The organism is Bradyrhizobium sp. 139, from assembly GCF_023074175.1.
Lineage (GTDB): Bacteria > Pseudomonadota > Alphaproteobacteria > Rhizobiales > Xanthobacteraceae > Bradyrhizobium.
This window is the reverse complement of record NZ_JADPKS010000153.1, coordinates 1-18,018: the sequence shown is the minus strand read 5'-3', so window position 1 is coordinate 18,018 and position 18,018 is coordinate 1. Positions and strand designations below refer to the sequence as shown.

Annotated in this window: 20 protein-coding genes, 1 tRNA gene and 1 pseudogene; 8 read left to right on the top strand and 14 right to left on the bottom strand. The window is 65.5% G+C overall.

Annotation, left to right across the window (positions count from 1 at the left end):
• Window positions 1-118 precede the first annotated feature (118 nt).
• Both IVA80_RS32860 and IVA80_RS32855 read left to right on the top strand, forming a co-directional pair.
• Window positions 119-469, top strand: coding sequence for a RidA family protein (locus IVA80_RS32860; RefSeq protein ID WP_247439130.1), 351 nt, complete (start codon window positions 119-121; stop codon window positions 467-469).
• 154 nt (window positions 470-623) lie between these two features.
• Window positions 624-989, top strand: a complete 366-nt coding sequence (locus IVA80_RS32855; protein ID WP_247439128.1) for a nuclear transport factor 2 family protein — start codon at window positions 624-626, stop codon at window positions 987-989.
• A 136-nt stretch (window positions 990-1,125) separates the two neighbouring features.
• Here the strand turns inward: IVA80_RS32855 and IVA80_RS32850 are convergent, their stop codons facing one another.
• From IVA80_RS32850 to IVA80_RS32815, 8 genes are all read right to left on the bottom strand, one after another.
• Window positions 1,126-1,974 carry an amidohydrolase family protein gene (locus IVA80_RS32850; protein ID WP_247439126.1) on the bottom strand — a complete coding sequence of 283 codons (849 nt, stop codon included), beginning with the start codon at window positions 1,972-1,974 and terminating at the stop codon, window positions 1,126-1,128.
• Window positions 1,975-1,977: 3 nt separating this feature from the next.
• Window positions 1,978-2,955, bottom strand: a complete 978-nt coding sequence (locus tag IVA80_RS32845) for an aldo/keto reductase (RefSeq protein ID WP_247439124.1) — start codon at window positions 2,953-2,955, stop codon at window positions 1,978-1,980.
• A 106-nt stretch (window positions 2,956-3,061) separates the two neighbouring features.
• The gene (locus IVA80_RS32840) at window positions 3,062-3,994 is read right to left on the bottom strand and encodes a sugar-binding protein (RefSeq protein WP_247439122.1); all 933 of its coding nucleotides are present in this window, start codon (window positions 3,992-3,994) and stop codon (window positions 3,062-3,064) included.
• Window positions 3,995-4,088: 94 nt separating this feature from the next.
• Window positions 4,089-5,171, bottom strand: a complete 1,083-nt coding sequence (locus IVA80_RS32835) for an ABC transporter permease (RefSeq protein WP_247439120.1) — start codon at window positions 5,169-5,171, stop codon at window positions 4,089-4,091.
• Window positions 5,171-5,929, bottom strand: a complete 759-nt coding sequence (locus IVA80_RS32830; RefSeq protein WP_247439119.1) for an ATP-binding cassette domain-containing protein — start codon at window positions 5,927-5,929, stop codon at window positions 5,171-5,173. Before IVA80_RS32830 ends, IVA80_RS32835 begins: the two co-directional genes overlap by 1 nt.
• A 12-nt stretch (window positions 5,930-5,941) precedes the next feature.
• Window positions 5,942-7,264 carry a xylose isomerase gene (gene xylA, locus IVA80_RS32825; RefSeq protein ID WP_247439118.1) on the bottom strand — a complete coding sequence of 441 codons (1,323 nt, stop codon included), beginning with the start codon at window positions 7,262-7,264 and terminating at the stop codon, window positions 5,942-5,944.
• On the bottom strand, window positions 7,265-8,719 hold the full coding sequence (gene xylB / locus IVA80_RS32820; RefSeq protein WP_247439117.1) for a xylulokinase: 1,455 nt from the start codon (window positions 8,717-8,719) through the stop codon (window positions 7,265-7,267).
• Window positions 8,720-8,800: 81 nt separating this feature from the next.
• Window positions 8,801-9,844 carry a LacI family DNA-binding transcriptional regulator gene (locus IVA80_RS32815; protein ID WP_247439116.1) on the bottom strand — a complete coding sequence of 348 codons (1,044 nt, stop codon included), beginning with the start codon at window positions 9,842-9,844 and terminating at the stop codon, window positions 8,801-8,803.
• Between the two features lie 109 nt (window positions 9,845-9,953).
• Between IVA80_RS32815 and IVA80_RS32810 the strand changes: the two genes are divergently transcribed.
• Window positions 9,954-10,481 (top strand): DUF1003 domain-containing protein, encoded by a 528-nt coding sequence (locus tag IVA80_RS32810; protein ID WP_247439115.1) that lies wholly within the window; start codon window positions 9,954-9,956, stop codon window positions 10,479-10,481.
• 1 nt (window position 10,482) lies between these two features.
• On the opposite strand, the gene IVA80_RS32805 is transcribed toward IVA80_RS32810, so the two are convergent.
• The 3 genes from IVA80_RS32805 to IVA80_RS32800 form a co-directional block, all read right to left on the bottom strand.
• Window positions 10,483-10,956: a GNAT family N-acetyltransferase gene (locus IVA80_RS32805; RefSeq protein ID WP_247439154.1), complete on the bottom strand. Its 474-nt coding sequence runs from the start codon at window positions 10,954-10,956 to the stop codon at window positions 10,483-10,485.
• A 42-nt stretch (window positions 10,957-10,998) separates the two neighbouring features.
• Window positions 10,999-11,127, bottom strand: coding sequence for a hypothetical protein (locus IVA80_RS38465; protein ID WP_256467557.1), 129 nt, complete (start codon window positions 11,125-11,127; stop codon window positions 10,999-11,001).
• A gap of 351 nt (window positions 11,128-11,478) precedes the next feature.
• Window positions 11,479-11,552 (bottom strand) — tRNA-Gly (locus tag IVA80_RS32800).
• Between the two features lie 164 nt (window positions 11,553-11,716).
• Between IVA80_RS32800 and IVA80_RS32795 the strand changes: the two genes are divergently transcribed.
• From IVA80_RS32795 to IVA80_RS32775, 5 genes and pseudogenes are all read left to right on the top strand, one after another.
• Window positions 11,717-12,292 (top strand): methylated-DNA--[protein]-cysteine S-methyltransferase, encoded by a 576-nt coding sequence (locus IVA80_RS32795; protein WP_247439114.1) that lies wholly within the window; start codon window positions 11,717-11,719, stop codon window positions 12,290-12,292.
• Window positions 12,293-12,301: 9 nt separating this feature from the next.
• Window positions 12,302-13,141, top strand: a complete 840-nt coding sequence (locus IVA80_RS32790) for an AraC family transcriptional regulator (RefSeq protein ID WP_247439113.1) — start codon at window positions 12,302-12,304, stop codon at window positions 13,139-13,141.
• Between the two features lie 56 nt (window positions 13,142-13,197).
• Window positions 13,198-13,557 carry a VOC family protein gene (locus IVA80_RS32785; protein ID WP_247439111.1) on the top strand — a complete coding sequence of 120 codons (360 nt, stop codon included), beginning with the start codon at window positions 13,198-13,200 and terminating at the stop codon, window positions 13,555-13,557.
• A 138-nt stretch (window positions 13,558-13,695) separates the two neighbouring features.
• Window positions 13,696-14,097 carry an SRPBCC family protein gene (locus IVA80_RS32780; protein ID WP_247439109.1) on the top strand — a complete coding sequence of 134 codons (402 nt, stop codon included), beginning with the start codon at window positions 13,696-13,698 and terminating at the stop codon, window positions 14,095-14,097.
• 100 nt (window positions 14,098-14,197) lie between these two features.
• Window positions 14,198-14,658: pseudogene (locus IVA80_RS32775) on the top strand (hypothetical protein).
• Here the strand turns inward: IVA80_RS32775 and IVA80_RS32770 are convergent.
• The 3 genes from IVA80_RS32770 to IVA80_RS32760 form a co-directional block, all read right to left on the bottom strand.
• Window positions 14,655-16,100: an MATE family efflux transporter gene (locus IVA80_RS32770; RefSeq protein WP_247439107.1), complete on the bottom strand. Its 1,446-nt coding sequence runs from the start codon at window positions 16,098-16,100 to the stop codon at window positions 14,655-14,657. The pseudogene IVA80_RS32775 and the gene IVA80_RS32770 overlap by 4 nt on opposite strands.
• Before the next feature lie 167 nt (window positions 16,101-16,267).
• Window positions 16,268-17,320, bottom strand: a complete 1,053-nt coding sequence (locus tag IVA80_RS32765; RefSeq protein WP_247439105.1) for a hypothetical protein — start codon at window positions 17,318-17,320, stop codon at window positions 16,268-16,270.
• 104 nt (window positions 17,321-17,424) lie between these two features.
• Entirely contained in the window at window positions 17,425-17,838 is a 414-nt protein-coding gene (locus IVA80_RS32760) for a PAS domain S-box protein (protein ID WP_247439103.1), read from the bottom strand.
• Between the last annotated feature and the right edge of the window lie 180 nt (window positions 17,839-18,018).

Here is an 18,018-nt window from a genome sequence, read left to right as displayed (position 1 = left end):
GCGGCAACGCATGCGTGCCGGGCAACGCATGCGTGCCGGGGGTCGCATGCGTGCCGGGGGTGGCAGAGTGCGGAGCGCTGGGCTAGACAGGGCCGCCATTCCAGCAGGAGATCCCCCAATGAGTATTCAGCGTTTTGAAACCGGCCCGCGCATGAGCCAGATCGTCGTGCACGGCAACACCGTCTATCTCGCCGGCGTCGTCGCCAGCAAGGCCGCCGGCGAAAGCGTGACGAAGCAGACCCAGGACATCCTGGCGACCATCGACGGCCATCTCGCCAAGGCCGGCACCGACAAGTCGAAGCTGCTCTCGGCCACGATCTACATCACCGACATGAAAACTTTCGGCGAGATGAACGCGGTGTGGGACGCCTGGGTCTCGCCCGGCAACACCCCGGCCCGCGCCACCGTCGAAGCCAAGCTGGCTGCTGCGCAATACACCGTCGAGATCATGGTGACGGCGGCGAAGTAATTTTTCGCGAAGTTTAGCATGCGGCTGAAGCGCGATGAGAACATCGTCGCGCTTCAGCTCTTTGTTGGGGCATGACGTCCGAGGTAATCGATCGGCGCGCACGAACCTTCGATAGTTGGAACTGCCGAACACGGCGCCATCGAAGGAGAACACCATGACCGACCCCAACACCATCGCCCGCCGCTATATCGATCTCTGGAACGAACGCGCAGCCGGCCGCCGCCGCGAACTGCTCAGCGAGAACTGGACGGCGGATGCGAGCTATGTCGACCCCCTGATGAAGGGCGAGGGCCATGACGCCGTCGATGCGCTGATCGCAGGCGTGCAACAGCGCTTTCCCGACTTCAAATTCAAGCTGATCGGCGAGCCCAACGGCTACGGCGAGCATGTCCGGTTTTCGTGGGGTCTCGGTCCCGATGGTGTCGACAGCCCGATCAAGGGCACCGATTTCGCGGTGTTGAAGGACGGCCGCATCAGGAGCGTGACCGGATTTCTGGATCAGGTGCCCGCGGGCGCGTGAGGAGCGCCTAGAATTCCCAAACTCGTCATGCCCGGGCTTGTCCCGGGCATCCACGTTCTTCGTGCAGTTGGCGACCAAGTTCGTGGATGGCCGGGACAAGCCCGACCATGAGATGCGGAAATGCCGGTGTGTCACCTCAACCAGCCGGCAACCGATACGCGACCTTCGCATTCACACCAAACGCCTTGTCACGCACCTGCGCCCCGAGCTTCGCCAGACACGCCTCCAACGCATCCTTGATCTCGCCGTAGCTTCCCGCAAGCAGACATACCGGCCAGTCCGAGCCGAAGATCAGGCGGTCCTCGCCGAAGCAATTCGCCGCGTGCTCAACGAAAGGCAACAGCCGCTCCGCATTCCAGTCGTTCCAGACCGCCTCCGTCGCGAGGCCCGAGATCTTGCACCAGACATTGCCGCAGGCCGCGAGCGCCGCGATGCGATCGGCCCATTCGGCGCTTCCGCCAGCGGCGATCGGCGGTTTTGCAGCGTGGTCGAGCACGAAGCGCGCTTGCGGAAAGGCCTGTGCGGTTGCGATCGCCGCCGGCAGCTCGCGGGCGCGGACAAGGAAATCGTAGACGATATCGTGCGCGAACACGGACGTGAGGCCGCGCTGGACGTCCTCGCGCAGCAACCAATCCGGGTCGGCCTCGTCATGGACCTGATGGCGGATGCCAACCAGCTTGTCGCCGCCGGGCGAAGCGCGCAGCCGGTCGAGCGTGTCGCCAAGGGAGGCGTCGGTCAGGTCGACCCAACCGACCACACCGACAACGAAGGGGTTTTCATGCCCGATGCGCAAGAATTCCTCGGTCTCCTCCAGCGTCGAGCGGCACTGCACCACGATGCTGGCATCGACGCCGTTCGCTTTCAGCAACGGCGCGAGATCGGCGGGTGCGAAGGCGCGGCGGATCGGCGTGAGTTCGGGAGTGTCCATCCAGGGATAGTCGGCGCGTGACGGATCCCAAAAATGCTGATGGCCGTCGATGATCATGCCTCACGCTCCCCCCGGCAACGGCGCGCGCGCGTCGACGAGTTTTCGCGCACGCAGCTCCTGCCAGAAGTCTTGCGGCACCGCTTTCTCCGACATCGCGATGTTGTCGGCGACCTCCGCGGCATTGCGCGCGCCCAGCACGGCAACCGTAACCGCCGGATGGGCCATGCAGAACTGGAGCGCGGCGGCCTTCAGCTCGGTGCCGTGCTTGCGGCAGAGCTCGTCGAGCGCGAGCGCGCGTGCGATCAGCGCCGCCTCGGCGTCCTGATAGTCGAACTTCGCGCCAGGACGCGGATTGGCCAGGATACCGCTGTTGTAGATGCCGCCGAGCAGGATCCCGATGTTCTTCGCCTGGCAGATCGGAAACAACGCATCCAGCGCGCCCTGGTCGAGCAGCGTGTAGCGCCCGGCGAGCAGGAAGCAGTCGACCGGCACGGCCTCCGCAAACCGGACTGGCATTTCCGACTGGTTCATGCCGGCACCGATCGCCTTGATGGTGCCGTCGGCGCGCAGGCGCTGGAGCGCAAGGAAGGCGCCGGCCACGGCGTCGTCATAGTGATCGTCCGGATCGTGCACCAGCAGGACGTCGACCCGGTCGAGCCCGAGGCGCCCCAGGCTCTCCTCCACCGAACGCATCACGCCGTCATGGGAGAAGTCGAACACCGGCCGTTCGCGCGGCGTGCCCTTGTAATGGTCGTCCTCGGCGGCAGTGCCATCAGGGGCGCGCAGAAGACGGCCGACCTTGGTGGAGATGACGTAGGAGTCGCGCGGCTGTTGCCGCAGGAAAGCGCCGAGCCGCCGTTCGGCGAGGCCGAAGCCGTAGAGCGGCGCGGTGTCGAAGAAGCGGATGCCGGCCGACCAGCCGCGCTCGATCGTCGCTTCCGCATCGGCGTCGCTGACGGAGGTGAACAATCCGCCGAGCGGGGCGGAACCGAGGCCGATTGAGGTGACGTCGAGCGTGCCGAGCCGAGAGCGTTTCATTCCCATGTCTTACAACAGTCTTCCTTCCAACAGTCCAAATCATCTCTCCCGCTTGCGAAAACCGCGAGCGGGAGAGGCACGCAGGAGCGCGGGGCTGGCGGCGCTCCTACTTCAACATCTGCGCAACGTTGTCCTTGGTCACGAGATCAAGGCCGGTATAGACGATCTCCGGCACCTTCTCGCCCTTCTTGATGGCGAGCAGCGTGTCCATCGCCTTCTCGCCCATCTCCAGGGGACGCTGGCCGACCAGCGCATTGGCATAGCCGTCGCGCAGCAATTCGAGCTGCATCTTCAGCGTATCGGCAACGACCAGCGTGAACTTGCCGGAGTCGATATCCTTCTTGTTCCTCGATGCGAACGCCTTGAAGCCTTCGGGGGCGAACATCGGCCAGCCGCCGACGGGAACGATGGCGGCGAGATCAGGCGTTGCGGTCCTCATATCCGTCATTTGCTGGATCGCCAGCGCCGGATCGTCGTTGCAGAACGTCGGGGAGCCCGCGACCTCGGTCCATTTCGAGCCCTTCAGCGCCTCGCGGACGCCGTCGACGCGCTCGGCAAGGTTCTTGGCACCCGGACCGCCAGAGACCATGGCGTATTTGCCGCCGTCGGGCCGCAGCTTCAGCAATTGCTTGCCCAGCGCGACGCCGAACTCCTTGTTGTTGGTGCCGATATAGGCAATGCGTTTGGAGCCGGGTGCATCGGCATCGAAGGTGATGACGGGGATGCCGGCGGCCGTCGCCGCCTCGATCGACTTGGTCATGGCTGCGACGTCGGCAACCGAGATGGCGAGGCCGTCGACCTTCTGGGTGACGAAGTCCTGGATGATCTGCGCCTGCGTCGCCGGCTCGTGTTCCACCGGCCCCTTGTAGATGCACTCGACGTTGCCGAGCTCCTTTGCACGCTTCAGGCAGCCGTCGCGCGCGAAGTCGAAGAACGGATTGTTCATCGCCTTGGGCACGATCACGAAACGGTAGTTCGCGGCAAACGCCGGCGTTGCCATCATCGCGAAGGCGATGCCGGCAAGAAGAAGTTTCCTCATTGTCTCCTCCACCCTTCTCTGGCGCCCATCCTCTTAAGATCGTCCGGGAAGCGGACAGGCGGCATTTTCGTTGCCCTCCCGGAACGACGTCATTTCAGATCATCCGCGAGCGGATGCGGTCGACCAGCACGGCCAGGATGATGATCACGCCCACCAATGTCTGCTGCCAGTAGGAGCTGACCTGGGCGAGCACGAGGCCGTTGCGGATCACTTCCAGCAGCACACAGCCGACGATAGCCCCTAACGGACCGCCAATCCCGCCGGCGAGGTTGGCACCGCCGATCACGGCCGCCGCGATCACGTTGAGTTCGTAGGACGTCGCCATGTTGGCGGGCGCAGATCCGAGCCAGCCGGAGATGATGATGCCCTGGAGTCCCGCGGCGAGCGCGCAGATCACATAGACCTCGATCTTCACCCGCACGACCGGGATGCCCGTGAGTTCGGCTGCCTTCTCGTTGCCGCCGAGTGCGAAGACGTGGCGGCCGAAGCTGCTGTGATGCAGCACCACTGCCATCGCCAGCGCGAGGATCACGAGATAGATGAAGGGCACGGGCACGCCGAGCACGTCGCCCGAGGTGAGCGCGTAAAAATAATCGGCGTCCGGCCCGCCCGGAAAACTGCCGCGGCCGTTGGAGACGACATAGCCGAGCCCACGCACGATCGAGAGCATGCCGAGCGTGGTCACGAAGGGCGACAGCCCGAGCACGGCGATGCAGAAGCCGTTGACGAGGCCGGCGATCAGCGCAACGCCGAGGCCGGCGAGAACCGAGATCAGCAGGATCAGACCCGGCACATTGGCCAGCACGGTCTTGCCGTCGGCCGCCATGTGCACGAACAGCGAGCCTGCGGGCGAGCCCGGCGTCGACAGCTCGGTCATCACCATCGAGGCGATCATGGCCGAGAAGCACATCATCGAGCCGACCGACAGATCGATTCCGCCGGTGATGATCGCGAAGGTGACGCCGAGGGTGGCGATGGCGATAAAGGAGAAGTTCTTCGCCACGTTCTGCATGTTGCCTTCGGTGAAGAAATACGGGCTGGCGAAATGCATGATCACCAGCAGCACCGCCAGCGCGAGCAGGACATAGCCGGTCTGGGAGGCGAAGATGCCGCGCTGCCACCACCTCGTCTTGCCGATATTGGTAAAGGTGATTGGGCTCTCCAAGGGCATGGCCATCACGCCGCCTCCTTCGCGCCGGTGATCAGGGCAGTGACTTCCTCCGGGGACGTCTGGTGGATCGGCTTGTCGGCGCGTTTCTCGCCGCGTCGCATCACGATGACGCGGTCGCACACCGCGAACACGTCGGGCATGCGGTGCGAGATCAGCATGAGGGCGACGCCCTGCTCCTTCAGCCGGTGGATCAGGCCGAGCACCTGCTCGACCTGGCGGACCGAGATCGCGGCGGTCGGCTCGTCCATCATGACCAGCCGCGCGTTGGAGAGCCGCGTCCGCGCGATCGCAACCGCCTGCCGCTGGCCGCCAGACATCTGCTTGACGAGATCGTCGGGGCGCGTCTCCGAGCGCAATTCGCCGAACAGCTCCAGCGCGCGCGCCGCCATCGCCTTGTGGTCGAGCAGCGCGAGCGGACCGAACCTGCGCGTCAGCTCGCGGCCGAGGAAGACGTTGGCAGCCGCCGTCAGATTGTCGGCGAGCGCGAGGTCCTGGTAGACAACCTCGATGCCGACGGCGCGGGCATCGACGGGCCGGTTGAAATGGACCGCATTGCCGGCAAAGCGGATCTCGCCATGGCTGGGACGGAAATTGCCGGCGATGATCTTGACCAATGTCGACTTGCCTGCGCCGTTGTCGCCCATCAGGCCGACGACCTCGCCGGGCAATATCTGCAGGTCGACGCTGTGAAGCGCGCGGATTGCGCCGAACTCCTTGCCGATGCCGGTCAGCTCGAGGACCGGTGTCGCTGCAGCATTCGTCATCGGCGGCCTTCCTCAGACGTGGCGGTTGACCAGGGATTCCAGATATTCCTGCCGCCCCGAGCGCGGCTGCGGGTCGAAGCCGGGGCTGAGCGCACGGTCAGCAAGTTCGGCAAGCGAGCGCTGGCCGCCGAGAATGGCCTGGCCCTCAGGCCCGGTCCATCCCTCGTAGCGCTTCGCAAGCGGTGCGGTGAGGACGCCGGCATCGAGCATGTCCGCGGCGGCGAGGAAGGCGCGCGCGCAGGCATCCATCGAGCCGACATGGGCATGGATCAAATCGTCAGGATCGATCGACTGGCGGCGGATCTTGGCATCGAAATTCAGCCCGCCCGAGGTGAAGCCGCCGCGGTTCAGGATCTCGTGGAACACCAGCGCCAGCTCACCCACGTTCATGGCAAACTGGTCGGTGTCCCAGCCGAGCAGATCGTCGCCGCGATTGATGTCGAGCGAGCCGAACACGCCGAGCGCCTCGGCGAGCGCGACCTCGTGATGGAAGGAGTGGCCGGCGAGGATGGCGTGGTTCTGCTCGATGTTGAGCTTGACGTCGCTCAGGAGGTCGTAGCGCTGGAGGAAGCCGTAACAAGTGGCGACGTCGAAATCATATTGATGCTTGGTTGGCTCCTTCGGCTTCGGCTCGATCAGGATCGGGCCCTTGAAGCCGATCTTGTGCTTGTGCTCGACGACGAGCGAGACGAAGCGGCCGAGCTGGTCGAGCTCGCGCTTGAGATCGGTGTTGAGCAGCGTCTCATAGCCCTCGCGGCCGCCCCAGAGCACGTAGTTCTGGCCGCCGAGCCGGTGCGTCACCTCCAGCGCGGCGCGAACCTGGCCGGCGGCATAGGTGAAGATGTCGGGGTCCGGGTTGGTCGCGGCGCCCGCCATGTAGCGGCGATGCATGAACAAATTGGCGGTGCCCCAGAGCAGGCGGACCTTTGCCGAGGCCATCTTTTCTTCGAACAGATCGGCGATCGCGTCGAGATTGGCGACGGATTCGCTGAGCGACGCGCCTTCCGGTGCCGCATCGACGTCGTGGAAGGTGAAGAAGGGTACGTCAAGCAGGCGGAACAGCTCGAAGGCGACATCCGCCTTGGCGCGCGCCTGCGCCATCGCATCGGTGCCGCGGTGCCAAGGCCGCAGGAACGTCTCGCCGCCAAAGGGATCGCCGCCGGGCCAGCACAACGAATGCCAATAGCAGACCGCAAAGCGCAAGTGATCCTCGAACCTGCGGCCATGGACGAGGCGGTCCTTATCGTACCAGCGGAAGGCGGCTGTGTTTCCCGCATCCTTGCCGCCGAAGGCGACAGGCGCGCTTGCATCGAAGAATTTGGCTGATGCGTTCACTTAGACAGCCTCCTTCAACGCAGGATAAAGCTCGCGCCACCGCCGATAGGCCTCGTCATAGGCCGCCGTGACGGTTGCGCGGGGCACAAAGCTCGTGAGCCGCCGCGGGCGCTTGCAGACCTCGGCGGGATCTTCGCCGGTAGCGGCGAGCCGGCCGAGCCGTGCGGCGCCGAGCGCCGCCCCGACCTCGCCTTCCTCGACGCGGTGGACGGGAATGCCGAGCACATCGGCGCAGATCTGCGCCCACAGCGGCGAGCGCGAGCCGCCGCCGACGAGATCGACCTCCGGAAGCGGCCCGCTGGCCGCGCCCAGCGCCGCGAGGTTGTCGCGCGCGGCGAAGGCGACGCCTTCCAGCACGGCCTGGACGATCTGGCTTCGCCCGGTCGCACCGCGTAAACCGACGAAGGCGCCGCTGGCGGCGGCATCGTTGTGCGGCGTGCGCTCGCCATCGAGATAGGGCAGGAATCTTATGGGGCTCGGTCCGTCGACGCGCTCGCCGAGCGGCGCCAGCAACGCGGCGGCCGGAGTTTCCATCACGCTGGCAAGCCAGGCGAGCGAAGCCGCAGCCGACAGCATCACGCCCATCTGGTGCCAGAGGCCGGGCAGAGCATGGCAGAACGCATGCACGGCTGAAGCTGGCGCCGGTGCGAAGCGGTCGGTGACGCGGAATACGACGCCGGATGTGCCGAGCGACAGGAACGCATCGCCCGGCGTGATCGCGCCGAGCCCGATCGCGCTCGCGGCATTGTCGCCGGCGCCGCCGGCGACCACGACATCCCTCGCCATGCCCCAGCGCCGCGCGAATTCCGGCGCGAGCACTGCGCTGATCTCGCTGCCTTCGACGAGGCGGGGCATGTGGTGGAGATCGAGCCCGGTGGCATGCAGCAGCAGCCCCGACCAGCGACGCTGGCCGATATCGAGCCAAAGCGTGCCGGCGGCATCCGACATGTCCTCGGCCATCTCGCCAGTGAGGCGGTAGCGGACATAGGCCTTCGGCAGCAGCACCTTTGCGATGCGCGCGAAAATGTCGGGCTCATGCCGTGCGACCCAGAGCAGCTTTGGCGCGGTGAAGCCGGGCATTGCCAGATTGCCGGCAATCGTGGGCAGCGACGGGTAGCGCCGCTCCAGCGCGACGCATTCGGCGTGCGAGCGGCCGTCGTTCCAGAGAATGGCGGGGCGCAGCGGCCGTCCGTCCTTGCCGAGAAGAGTTGCGCCATGCATCTGGCCTGATAGCCCGATGCCGCGCACCTGTGCGACCGCGCGCGGATGATGGGCTGCGAGATCGTCGACGGCGCCAACCGCCGCATCAACCCAGACGTCGGGATCCTGCTCGGACCACAGCGGCGCGGGATGCGACAGCGCAAGCTCGCGCACGGACGTCGCGACAATCGCGCCGGCTTCGCTCACGAGCACCGCTTTCACACCGGACGTGCCGATGTCGATACCGAGATACACGCGTCCTCCCTTTCGCCTGTTGCGGTGCGCGAGCTTAAAGTCGCCTTTTCCGCAACGGACCGTTCTGAAATCCACCCGCCGCTAAGGCAAATTGTCCCGCATCACGATGTCGATCCTGATCTTCTCCTGTTCGCGCAAGATCGGCTCGCCGCGCGCAAGCGCAAGCAGCACGCGCACAGCGGCGCGCGCTTCATGTCCGGGGTTCTGCGAGATCGCGGCATCCATCACGCCCTGCAACAGCAGCCGGCGCGTCAGTGCGGTGACGTCGTGTCCGACGAACACCACCTGCTTGCCGCGGCCGGCATCGCTCAACGCTTTGGCGACGCCCTGCGTGCCGGCGCCGACATTATAAAGGCCGACAATGTCAGCATGCCTGCCGAGCAGCCGCGCCAGAACCTGCTCCGAACGGTCATCCTCGTCGCGCCCTTCCAGCACCGGCAGCACGCTGAGGCCAGGGAATTCCGTTGCCATCACCTGGTTGAAGCCGAAGATGCGTTCGGAATGGTCGCGCAGGCCCTGCGAGCCCGCGACGATCGCAACCTTGCCCGACCGTTGGCCGACCAGCCGACCGACCAGCGCGCCGGCGGTACGCCCCGCCGCAATGTTGTCGATGCCGACATAATGGTGGCGACGCGAGGACGGCACGTCCGAGACCAGCGTCACGACCCTGGTCCCGGCATCGACGAGATCGTTGATGGCGGCGCGGACGCCGGGATGGTCCAGCGCCACCACGGCGACGCCGTCGTAATTGCCGGACAGCGCCTCCAGCGCGGCCGCGAGCACGGACGGGTCGAACACATCTGTCGCGACCACCTCGACACCGAGGCGGCGGGCTGAGAGCCAGGCCGACATCTCGCCGAGATAGGCCTCGATCTGCTGCATGAAGGGGTTCGGCCCCGCCGGCATCACGAAAACAAAGCGGCGGGCGCGGCTGCGGGCGAGTTCGGCGGCGGCGACGTGCGGCTGGAAGGCGTTGCGCTCGATCGCCGCCTTGACGCGCCGGACCGTGTCGGGCCGCACGCCCGGCCGGTTGTGCAGGACGCGATCGACCGTCGCGAGGCTGACGCCGGCCTCGCGGGCGATGTCCTTCAGCGTCAGCGCGGTCGCGGTGAGAGTATCGGTCATGGTTGAAGGCTAACAGAGGTGTTTTGAGGTGCGCAACTCATTTTGAGGGGATGGACTATTTCGCCGGCCAATCCGAGGAACAGCTGCTCCATTCGGCCGTTGCCGCGGCGTGCGTAACGACATCACCCATGATCCCGGCGAAGGGCTGAGCCCGACGCTCGAGCGCAACATCCGGGCCCTGGTCGAGCGCCGCCGCCGGGAGCAGCGTGCGGCCAAGAGCCGGGACAAAGTCGCCGATGCGATCACGGCCTTCACCGGCAGCATGACGTTTGTCTACCTGCACCTCGCCATTTTCGGCTTCTGGATCATCGCCAATTTGCATTGGCTGCCGGGCATTCCGGCTTGGGACGAGAGCTTCGTGGTGCTGGCAATGGTCGCCTCGGTGGAGGCGATCTTCCTGTCGACATTCGTGCTGATCTCACAGAACCGCATGACCGCAGCGGCGGACAAGCGCGCCGATCTCGACCTCCAGATCGGCCTGCTCGCCGAGCACGAGCTGACCAAGGTCGCCCGCCTCCTCACGCAGATCGCCGAGCGACTCGACGTCAGGCCGGACTCGAAGCGCGATCTGGAGGAGGCAGCCCGGGACATCGCCCCCGAGCGCGTGCTCGACAAGATCGAGGAGACGCGCCCCTGAGCTAGCGGCCCGCCGGCGGCGACAGATCCAAGGTCAGGAACAAGCTATTGGGATCTTCGACATAGCCCTCGAACGGACCGCAGGGAACGAAACCGTGCGCGCGGTAGAGCGCGTGCGCCGGCTTGAAATAGTCCCAGGAGCCGGTCTCGAGGCTGAGCCTCGTCATGCCGCGCGCGCGGGCTTCAGTGACGATGTGGCGGAGCATCCGCCCGCCAAAGCCGCGCCGGCGCGTGGTCTGAAGCGTGTGCATCGACTTCACCTCGCCGTGCTCGGACGAGAGCGTCTTCAGCGCGCCGACGGCGACCAGCATCTCACCCTCCCAGGCGGTCCAGAACGCGATGTCGGGCGCGCGCAGCCCGGAGAGATCGAGCGCATGGGCGCTGCCCGGCGCAGTCTGCGCCCGCGCCGCCGTGACGTGATGGTCGAGCAGCGCGATGACGCGCGGATCAAAGGTGTCGCCGGTGCGGATCTGCATCGTCAGGGTCTCACTCCAGGATTTCATATCGCATCAGTACCATCACATTTTCCCATCGGAAGCGGCCCGCCGCGTGATGATGACGTAGCGCGCGTCCTGTCTGGTTTCGTTCTCGAAGATCACCGCACGCATCACGTCGAAATCGAGACAGTCGCCCTCGCGCAGGCGCACCGTCTTGGCGTCGATTTGCCCGGCGATCGCGCCCTCGCGTCATGCCGGCCTGCGCCCTCACAGTTTTCAATCGGCGACCGATCGCGCGGTCGAGTTTTTGCTGGTCCATTTTCTGTAGGTCCTGGCCTTCATCCAGACATCGCCCGGCAAAGTGGACCGCATCTGCCCTGGCCAAAGGAGCCTAGCGCGGGCAGCGGCGAACGCCGGAAGCAAGGAGCTAATATATTAGAATCTTTGCGCGGCACGCGACGGAGAACATGGGTCGTGCCTCTCCGCCAAGCCTCGAAGGGAATCCTGCTTGGCGCGGCCGAAATACCAAAGTCCCGCGAAGCGCTCTGCCGCGAAGCAGGATGGAGCGGGCGAAGGGAATCGAACCCTCGTATGCAGCTTGGGAAGCTGCCGTTCTACCATTGAACTACGCCCGCGGGATGCGCGGTAACCAACGCCCGTTCTGATTAGCCGAGACGGCGCTTCCCGCCAAGCGCTTTGGCGCGCCCGGCCCGACGGTTGTTAACGTCTCAGTAAGATTCCAGGTGCGCCGGATTGTGGCGGTGTTATGATCGCGTGTCTGGGGAGAGACGTGCGCTGAGTGGGGCGTGGCTACGCGATATTCGACACGGCCATAGGGCGTTGCGGCATCATCTGGAGCAGCACCGGGCTTGTCGCCGTGCAATTGCCGGAGGCGCGGGAGATCGACACCCGCCGCCGTATTTTTGCGGTCCATCCCGAGGCGCGCGAGCAACGGCCCGCGCTCAATGCCGAGCTTGCGATCGAGGGCATCGCCGGCTTGCTGCAGGGCGGTGATCCCGACTTTTCCGAGGTCAGCCTGGACGCCGGCGGCGTGCCCGGCTTCCACCGGCGCGTTTATGAAGCGGCCTGCGCCATTCCGCGCGGGGAGACGCGCACCTATCACGAGATCGCCAAGGCGCTGGGTGCCTCCGGCGCGGCGCATTCGGTCGCGCAGGCGATCGCGAAAAATCCCTACATGCTGATCGTGCCCTGCCACCGGGTGCTGGACGCCGGCAACTACGCCGACCGGTCCTCGCCTTACGGCGGGGTGATCTCCAAGCGGCGGCTGCTGGCGCTCGAAGGTGCCCATCCGATCGCAAGCAAGACGCTGTTCGAGGTGCTGCTGCCCGTTGCCCCGCCGAGGCCCTCCACCTAGATAGGCGGGATGGACGCAACCACGCTGCTGACCACACAGTCGATGACGGTTTCCGAGTTTCGTTGCGATGCGGGACCGAATGACATGCCATTTGCGGAGTGCCGCACGGGCCACTCCATTGCCTATGTCCGCTCCGGCAGCTTCGGCTGCCGTTGCCGCGCCGGCTTCTTCGAGCTGGTGGCGGGATCGATGCTGATCGGCGCGCCGGGCGAAGAATACACCTGTACGCATGAGCATGTCAGCGGCGACGTCTGCCTGTCTTTCTTCCTCGGCGAGGACCTGGTCGAGACCCTCGGCGGGCGCCGCGAAGCCTGGCATGTCGGCGCGACGCCGCCGCTGCCCGAGCTGATGGTGCTCGGCGAGCTGGCCCAGTCGGCAGCAGATGGCAACAGCGACCTCGGTCTCGACGAGGTCGGCCAAATTCTGGCCGCCCGCTTCGTCGATGTCGTCTCGGGCAAGGCGCGCAAGCACACAACGCCCACCACGCGCGACCGCCGCCGCGCGGTTGAAGCGGCGCTATGGATCGACGACAACTCGCGCGCCGAGGTCGACCTCGAACAGGCTGCGCGGCAGGCAGGCCTCAGCCCCTTCCATTTCCTGCGGCTGTTCTCAAGCGTGCTCGGCGTCACCCCACATCAATATCTGGTGCGCTCGCGGCTGCGGCATGCGGCCCGCCTGCTGACAGATGATGACATTGCGGTCACCGACATCGCCTATGATGTCGGCTTCGGCGATCTCTCCAACTTCGTCCGCACCTTCCACCGCGCCGCCGGCGTGTCGCCGACGAAGTTTCGGCAAGCCTCGCGCGGGAAGCGCAAGATTCTCCAAGAGCAGCTTGCCCTCAATTAAGTAGGGTCGTCTCCGGCGCGCGCCATTCGCGGCGCGCTTTGAGAATGGAGACAACCATGTATGACCACATCGGGCTGCGCGTTGCCGACCTCGACGCCGCTACGCGTTTCTACACCGCGGTGCTGGGCCCGCTCGGTTACGCCCTGTGCTCCAGCGGCGACGGCTATGCCGGCTTCGGGCCGAAGGGCGAACCGGCGCTGTGGCTGCATCTGAACAAGGGACGCAAGGCCGACGGCGCGCACATCGCCTTCCGCGCCAAGGACCATGACGCGGTCAAGGCGTTTCACAGCGAAGGCCTGAAGAGCGGCGGCCGCGACAATGGCGGCGCGGGCCCACGGAAGGATTACAGCCCGACCTACTACGCAGCGTTTTTGATCGATCCCGATGGCAACAACATCGAGGCGGTTTGCGTGTGAGCGCCAGCCACACGCGCGATTTCGTAGCGTGGGCAAAGCGAAGCGTGCCCACCAATTGCGCGACGATGTCGATGACTGGTGGGCACGGCGCTTTGCGCCTTTGCCCACCCTATTCAATCAATCAAGGATACTTCCCCGATGGCCTCCATCCTCAATGACATTCCCCTCAATGCCTCTGCACATGACGTCTGGGATGCGGTGCGCGATTTCGGCGCGCTGCATCAGCGGCTGGTGCCGGGCTTCGTCACTGCCTGCACGCTGGACGGCGATGCACGCATCGTCACCTTTGCCAATGGCTCGGTGGCGCGCGAGGTGCTGGTCGATTGCGACGAAGCGCGGCAACGGCTGGTCTATGCCATCAACAGTGAGCGGCTGAAGCATTACAGCGCTTCGGTGCAGGTGATCGCCGAGAGCGAGGCGCGCTGCCGCCTCGTCTGGATCATCGACATGCTGCCGAACGAGCTTGCAGCTTACGTGCAGGGGCAGACGGAGGAGGCCGTCGTCGCCATGCACAAGGCGTTCCCGTCTGCGGCTGCGTGATCTTTCTCACAGAGCTGTCTTCTCCTCGGCCTTAACCATGACCGCGTGCGTCCGGTTGGCTCCGCTCCCCCGGCGGCGCCACACACGCGAGGAGCAGGCCATGAGAGGTGCGGACAAGGTGATCTGCCAGGCAGCCGCCGTGCTGCTGTTGTTTTCGATCTCGAGCGCGCCGGCAAAAGCGCAGTTCCTCGGGGGCGGAGGCGCCGGCGGCGAGGACATGATGACCCAGATGGCGCCGATGCTGGAGATGATGAAGGCGAAGATGGGCAAGCGCCGCTTCGCCATGCTGATGCAGACCATGGGTCCGATGATGAGCCGCATGATGGAGAATGGCGGAGGCGGGCTCGGCGGCATGATGGGCGGCGGCGGCGTTGGTGCGCCGAACTACGGCGGCTACACGCCGATGGGCGGAGGCGGCACTATGCCGATGGGGCTCGGCGGCATGGGCGGCGGCGATATCATGGGCATGATGGGGGCGGCGGCGACATGATGGTGATGATCCCGCAACTGATGCGGTTCGCCAATATCGGTGGCGGCCAACGCCGCCACAAGCACCGCTAGTCGGCGACGCCTGAGAGCGCAGGCCTGATCGCAGGCTTCGTCGCGCGCGGTCCCCAGCGTGTCAACACCACGCTGGAGCAGGAGAGCAGGCCGAGCACGACCATCGAGCTTGCGGCCAGCCAGAAGAAGTTTTGCGCGGTGGCATCATGCGTCGACAGCCACCAGCCGAGCGCCGCGATGTAGATCAGCCGCACGGTCTGCGCCAGCACCGGCCCGATCACCTTGGCCGCGCCTTGTGAGGAGAAATACATCGTCGAGGCGAGGCCGATGAAGGCGTAGAACGGCGCCACTGTCGATAGATATTGATGGCTGGTGGCGCGCACGGTGGCGCTGTCGGTAAAGATGTTGACCCAGAGATCGGGGAAGATCGCGACCAGGCACGCCGGTGCACCGACGGCCACGAAGGCGGTCGCGCCTGCGATCCAGGCGATGCGCCGAGCCCGGGCAATGCGGCCGGCGCCGACCGCCATGCCGATCATCGGCACGGAAGCAATGCCGAACGAGAACGCGATCGAGGTCAGCAGGAATTCGAGCCGCGCACCGATGCCGTAGCCGGCGAGGATCGCGGTGCCGAATTTCGCCAGCATGTGGGTGAAGATCGAGATCGTCAGCACCGATTGCAGCGGCGAGAAGCAGGCGATGGCGCCGACCTTGAGGATGTCGAAGAACATCGCCCACTGAATGCAAAGCCCGCGCAGTTTTGGCGTGACGCGGGCGCGGCCGGAGAACAGGTACCAGCCCATCACGCCAATGTTCATGGAATAGGCGATCAGCGCACCGGCGGCGACGCCGCGCATGCCGAGCTGCGGCGCCGGCCCGAGCCCGAGGCCCAGCGTGCCGCCGAGCACGATCTGCCAGACTGCGGAATTGAGGATCAGCAGCGACGGCAGCTTCATGTTGCCTGTGCCGCGCAGCACGCCCGCCATGGTGTTGAGCAGCCAGGGCAGCACGGCGCCGCCGAAGAACACCTGCGTGTAGGCCACCGCATGCGTCAGCACATCGCCGCGGCCGCCGAGCATCTCGAGCACCTGGGGTCCGAAGATCAGCATCCCCAGCATGAAGACGAGGCCAAAGGTGATGCCGATCAGCAGCGCATGCGCGGCCAGCGTGCCGGCGCGCTCGCGATCGCCGGCGCCGAGCGCGCGTGCGATGGCGGAGGCCACCGCGCCGCCCATGGCCCCGCCCGACATCGTCATGGTCAGGATCACTGTCGGAAACACCAGTGCCATCGCAGCCAGCGCCTCGACGCCGAGCCGGCCGATATAGGAGGTCTCCGCGATCACGACGCACGTGCCGGCCGACAGCGCGACCACGTTGGGCCAGGCAAGCCCGAGCAGCGTGCGCAGGATCGGCCCGTCCATCAGCGCGCTTCGCACCGGACGCGGGGGTGGCGGCAGCGGACGCTCTAGTTCATCGACCGGGATTTCGGCGATGTCGGACATGTCCCTCTCCGGGCACGAGCGCCATTTGTGGCGCGGCAATGAATAGGAGTGCCAATGATTTTCTTCGCGCAAAGGGCGCGGTGAGCCGCTTGTTAGCACGGCAATTGCCGATTCCTCCTGCGCCTGATGCAGGCGTGCCCTGCGGCAGCGCATTTCAACAGGTGGAATTACCCGATGGTCCAGACCAGCGGTGGGCGACCGCCTGCTGTCGGACTTAGGTGCACGCCAATGTGTCGCCCGCATCCCGCAGACAGCCCTTCAAACAACCCCTCCAGCACCTTGGCGCTGGCGCGGTGATAGTCGGCGACGTCGTCCATCAGCTTCCAGCTCTGCTGACGGATTTCGAACGCGCCTGCGGATTGCGTGATCTCGGCCACATCGTCCTGCGCGGCGAACAGCGCGCTCAGGAACGACGCAAATTCGCTTGCGCCGCCGCGGGTCGCTGACAACGCGGCTGCGACCTCATCAAAGTACTGCATGCCGATCAGCTTGCCGGTGAGATGCAGGAGATAACCGGCATCTTCCGGCCCGAACAGCTGCACCATCACGGGGGCCGCCGTGCGCACATATTCCATCGCGTAGTTACGGTAGGCTTTTTCGAGCCGCGGTTTCGGCCAGCTCGAAACCGGCAGCGCCGGTGCGGTCCTGGCATCGAACAGCGGCGCTTCGAGATGTCGCGCGTACACGAGGCGCTGGTCGAGCTCGAGCGGATGGTCGTATTGATGGTAATAACCTTCGAGCCCGTCCTGGCCGTCGACGCTCTGCTTGGTGCAGACGAAGCCTAATCTGGTATCTCCGAGCGCGACACCGTTGTTGGCGTGCCAGCCGCGCAGCATCGCGCGGCTCACCTCGCCCGGAACGCCGCAGATCGCGGTGCCTTTCCATATCCAGCGCGGCGGCGGATAGCGGATCCAGGCCTTGGTATCGCTCTCATACATGTACTCGACATGCACGCCGCCGATCCAGTTGGAGAGATAGTGATATTGCGCGGCAGCCACCGCCGGCGGCAGATGGCTAAGGCCGAGCTTTTCGAGTCCCGGCAGGAAGCGCTCCTGCTGCTGGCGGCGGAACACGCGGAAGACGAATTCGGCGGCATCCGCCGTGCCGCGCCGGGTGACCACGGTGAGGATCAGGCCGGTGAAGTAGGCGTGATAGAGATCGGCAACCGCGCGCCAGCGTTTCCATTGAGCTTCCTGCGCGGGGTCTGATGCGGCGGTCATGTTCGCTCCCGATCGTTGTTTCGATCGAGTGTGTCACTGCCCCCGGTGACAGGCAACATGACCCTGAGGCAAGGCGCCCTGCGCGACGGCCCGACAATTCCGCATCACGAATTTTGCGCAGCTTTCGCCGCGCGCTCACGTTCGACGCGCTCGGTGACGTCACGTGCCATCGCCACCGATCCCAGCACCGCTCCGCCGGCGTCCCGCACCAGCGCGAAGGTCATCTCGATGTAGAGCTTGCGCCCGCTCTTGTGCAGCGCGCGGGTCAGCGTCGGCTTGCCCGCAAGCTTCATCGCCCCGGTGGCAAGCGCAGCTTCAAAGCCCTTCCAGTGCGCGGCACGCAGATGTTCGGGAATGATCAGATCGAGATTTTGGCCGAGCGCTTCGTCGGCGGAGAAGCCGAACAGGGCGCTCGATGCACGATTCCAGCGCAGGATGGTGCCGGAGCGATCCGAATAGATCAGTGCATCCGCAGCGTCATCGAGAATTTTTGCATTGAGCTCGGATTGATCGGCCATCTCGTCACCTCGGATGAAATGTAGCCCGGATGGAGCGCAGCGCAATCCGGGATCTTCTTGGTGGCGAGAGGTCCCGGATTACGCTTGCGCTCCATCCGGGCTTCTGTAACGGGCCTTGGTTAGTCAATCCCTTTTTGCGTCATCCGCTTGCCGGGAACCTGCTTCTGTACGGGATCAACG

Coding starts and splice junctions, on each gene's coding strand:
- IVA80_RS32860 (WP_247439130.1), top strand. CDS start 119: ATGAGTATTCAGCGTTTTGAAACCGGCCCGCGCATGAGCCAGATCGTC.
- IVA80_RS32855 (WP_247439128.1), top strand. CDS start 624: ATGACCGACCCCAACACCATCGCCCGCCGCTATATCGATCTCTGGAAC.
- IVA80_RS32850 (WP_247439126.1), bottom strand. CDS start 1,974: ATGATCATCGACGGCCATCAGCATTTTTGGGATCCGTCACGCGCCGAC.
- IVA80_RS32845 (WP_247439124.1), bottom strand. CDS start 2,955: ATGAAACGCTCTCGGCTCGGCACGCTCGACGTCACCTCAATCGGCCTC.
- IVA80_RS32840 (WP_247439122.1), bottom strand. CDS start 3,994: ATGAGGAAACTTCTTCTTGCCGGCATCGCCTTCGCGATGATGGCAACG.
- IVA80_RS32835 (WP_247439120.1), bottom strand. CDS start 5,171: ATGGCCATGCCCTTGGAGAGCCCAATCACCTTTACCAATATCGGCAAG.
- IVA80_RS32830 (WP_247439119.1), bottom strand. CDS start 5,929: ATGACGAATGCTGCAGCGACACCGGTCCTCGAGCTGACCGGCATCGGC.
- IVA80_RS32815 (WP_247439116.1), bottom strand. CDS start 9,844: ATGACCGATACTCTCACCGCGACCGCGCTGACGCTGAAGGACATCGCC.
- IVA80_RS32805 (WP_247439154.1), bottom strand. CDS start 10,956: ATGCAGATCCGCACCGGCGACACCTTTGATCCGCGCGTCATCGCGCTG.
- IVA80_RS32790 (WP_247439113.1), top strand. CDS start 12,302: ATGGACGCAACCACGCTGCTGACCACACAGTCGATGACGGTTTCCGAG.
- IVA80_RS32785 (WP_247439111.1), top strand. CDS start 13,198: ATGTATGACCACATCGGGCTGCGCGTTGCCGACCTCGACGCCGCTACG.
- IVA80_RS32780 (WP_247439109.1), top strand. CDS start 13,696: ATGGCCTCCATCCTCAATGACATTCCCCTCAATGCCTCTGCACATGAC.
- IVA80_RS32770 (WP_247439107.1), bottom strand. CDS start 16,100: ATGTCCGACATCGCCGAAATCCCGGTCGATGAACTAGAGCGTCCGCTG.
- IVA80_RS32765 (WP_247439105.1), bottom strand. CDS start 17,320: ATGACCGCCGCATCAGACCCCGCGCAGGAAGCTCAATGGAAACGCTGG.
- IVA80_RS32760 (WP_247439103.1), bottom strand. CDS start 17,838: ATGGCCGATCAATCCGAGCTCAATGCAAAAATTCTCGATGACGCTGCG.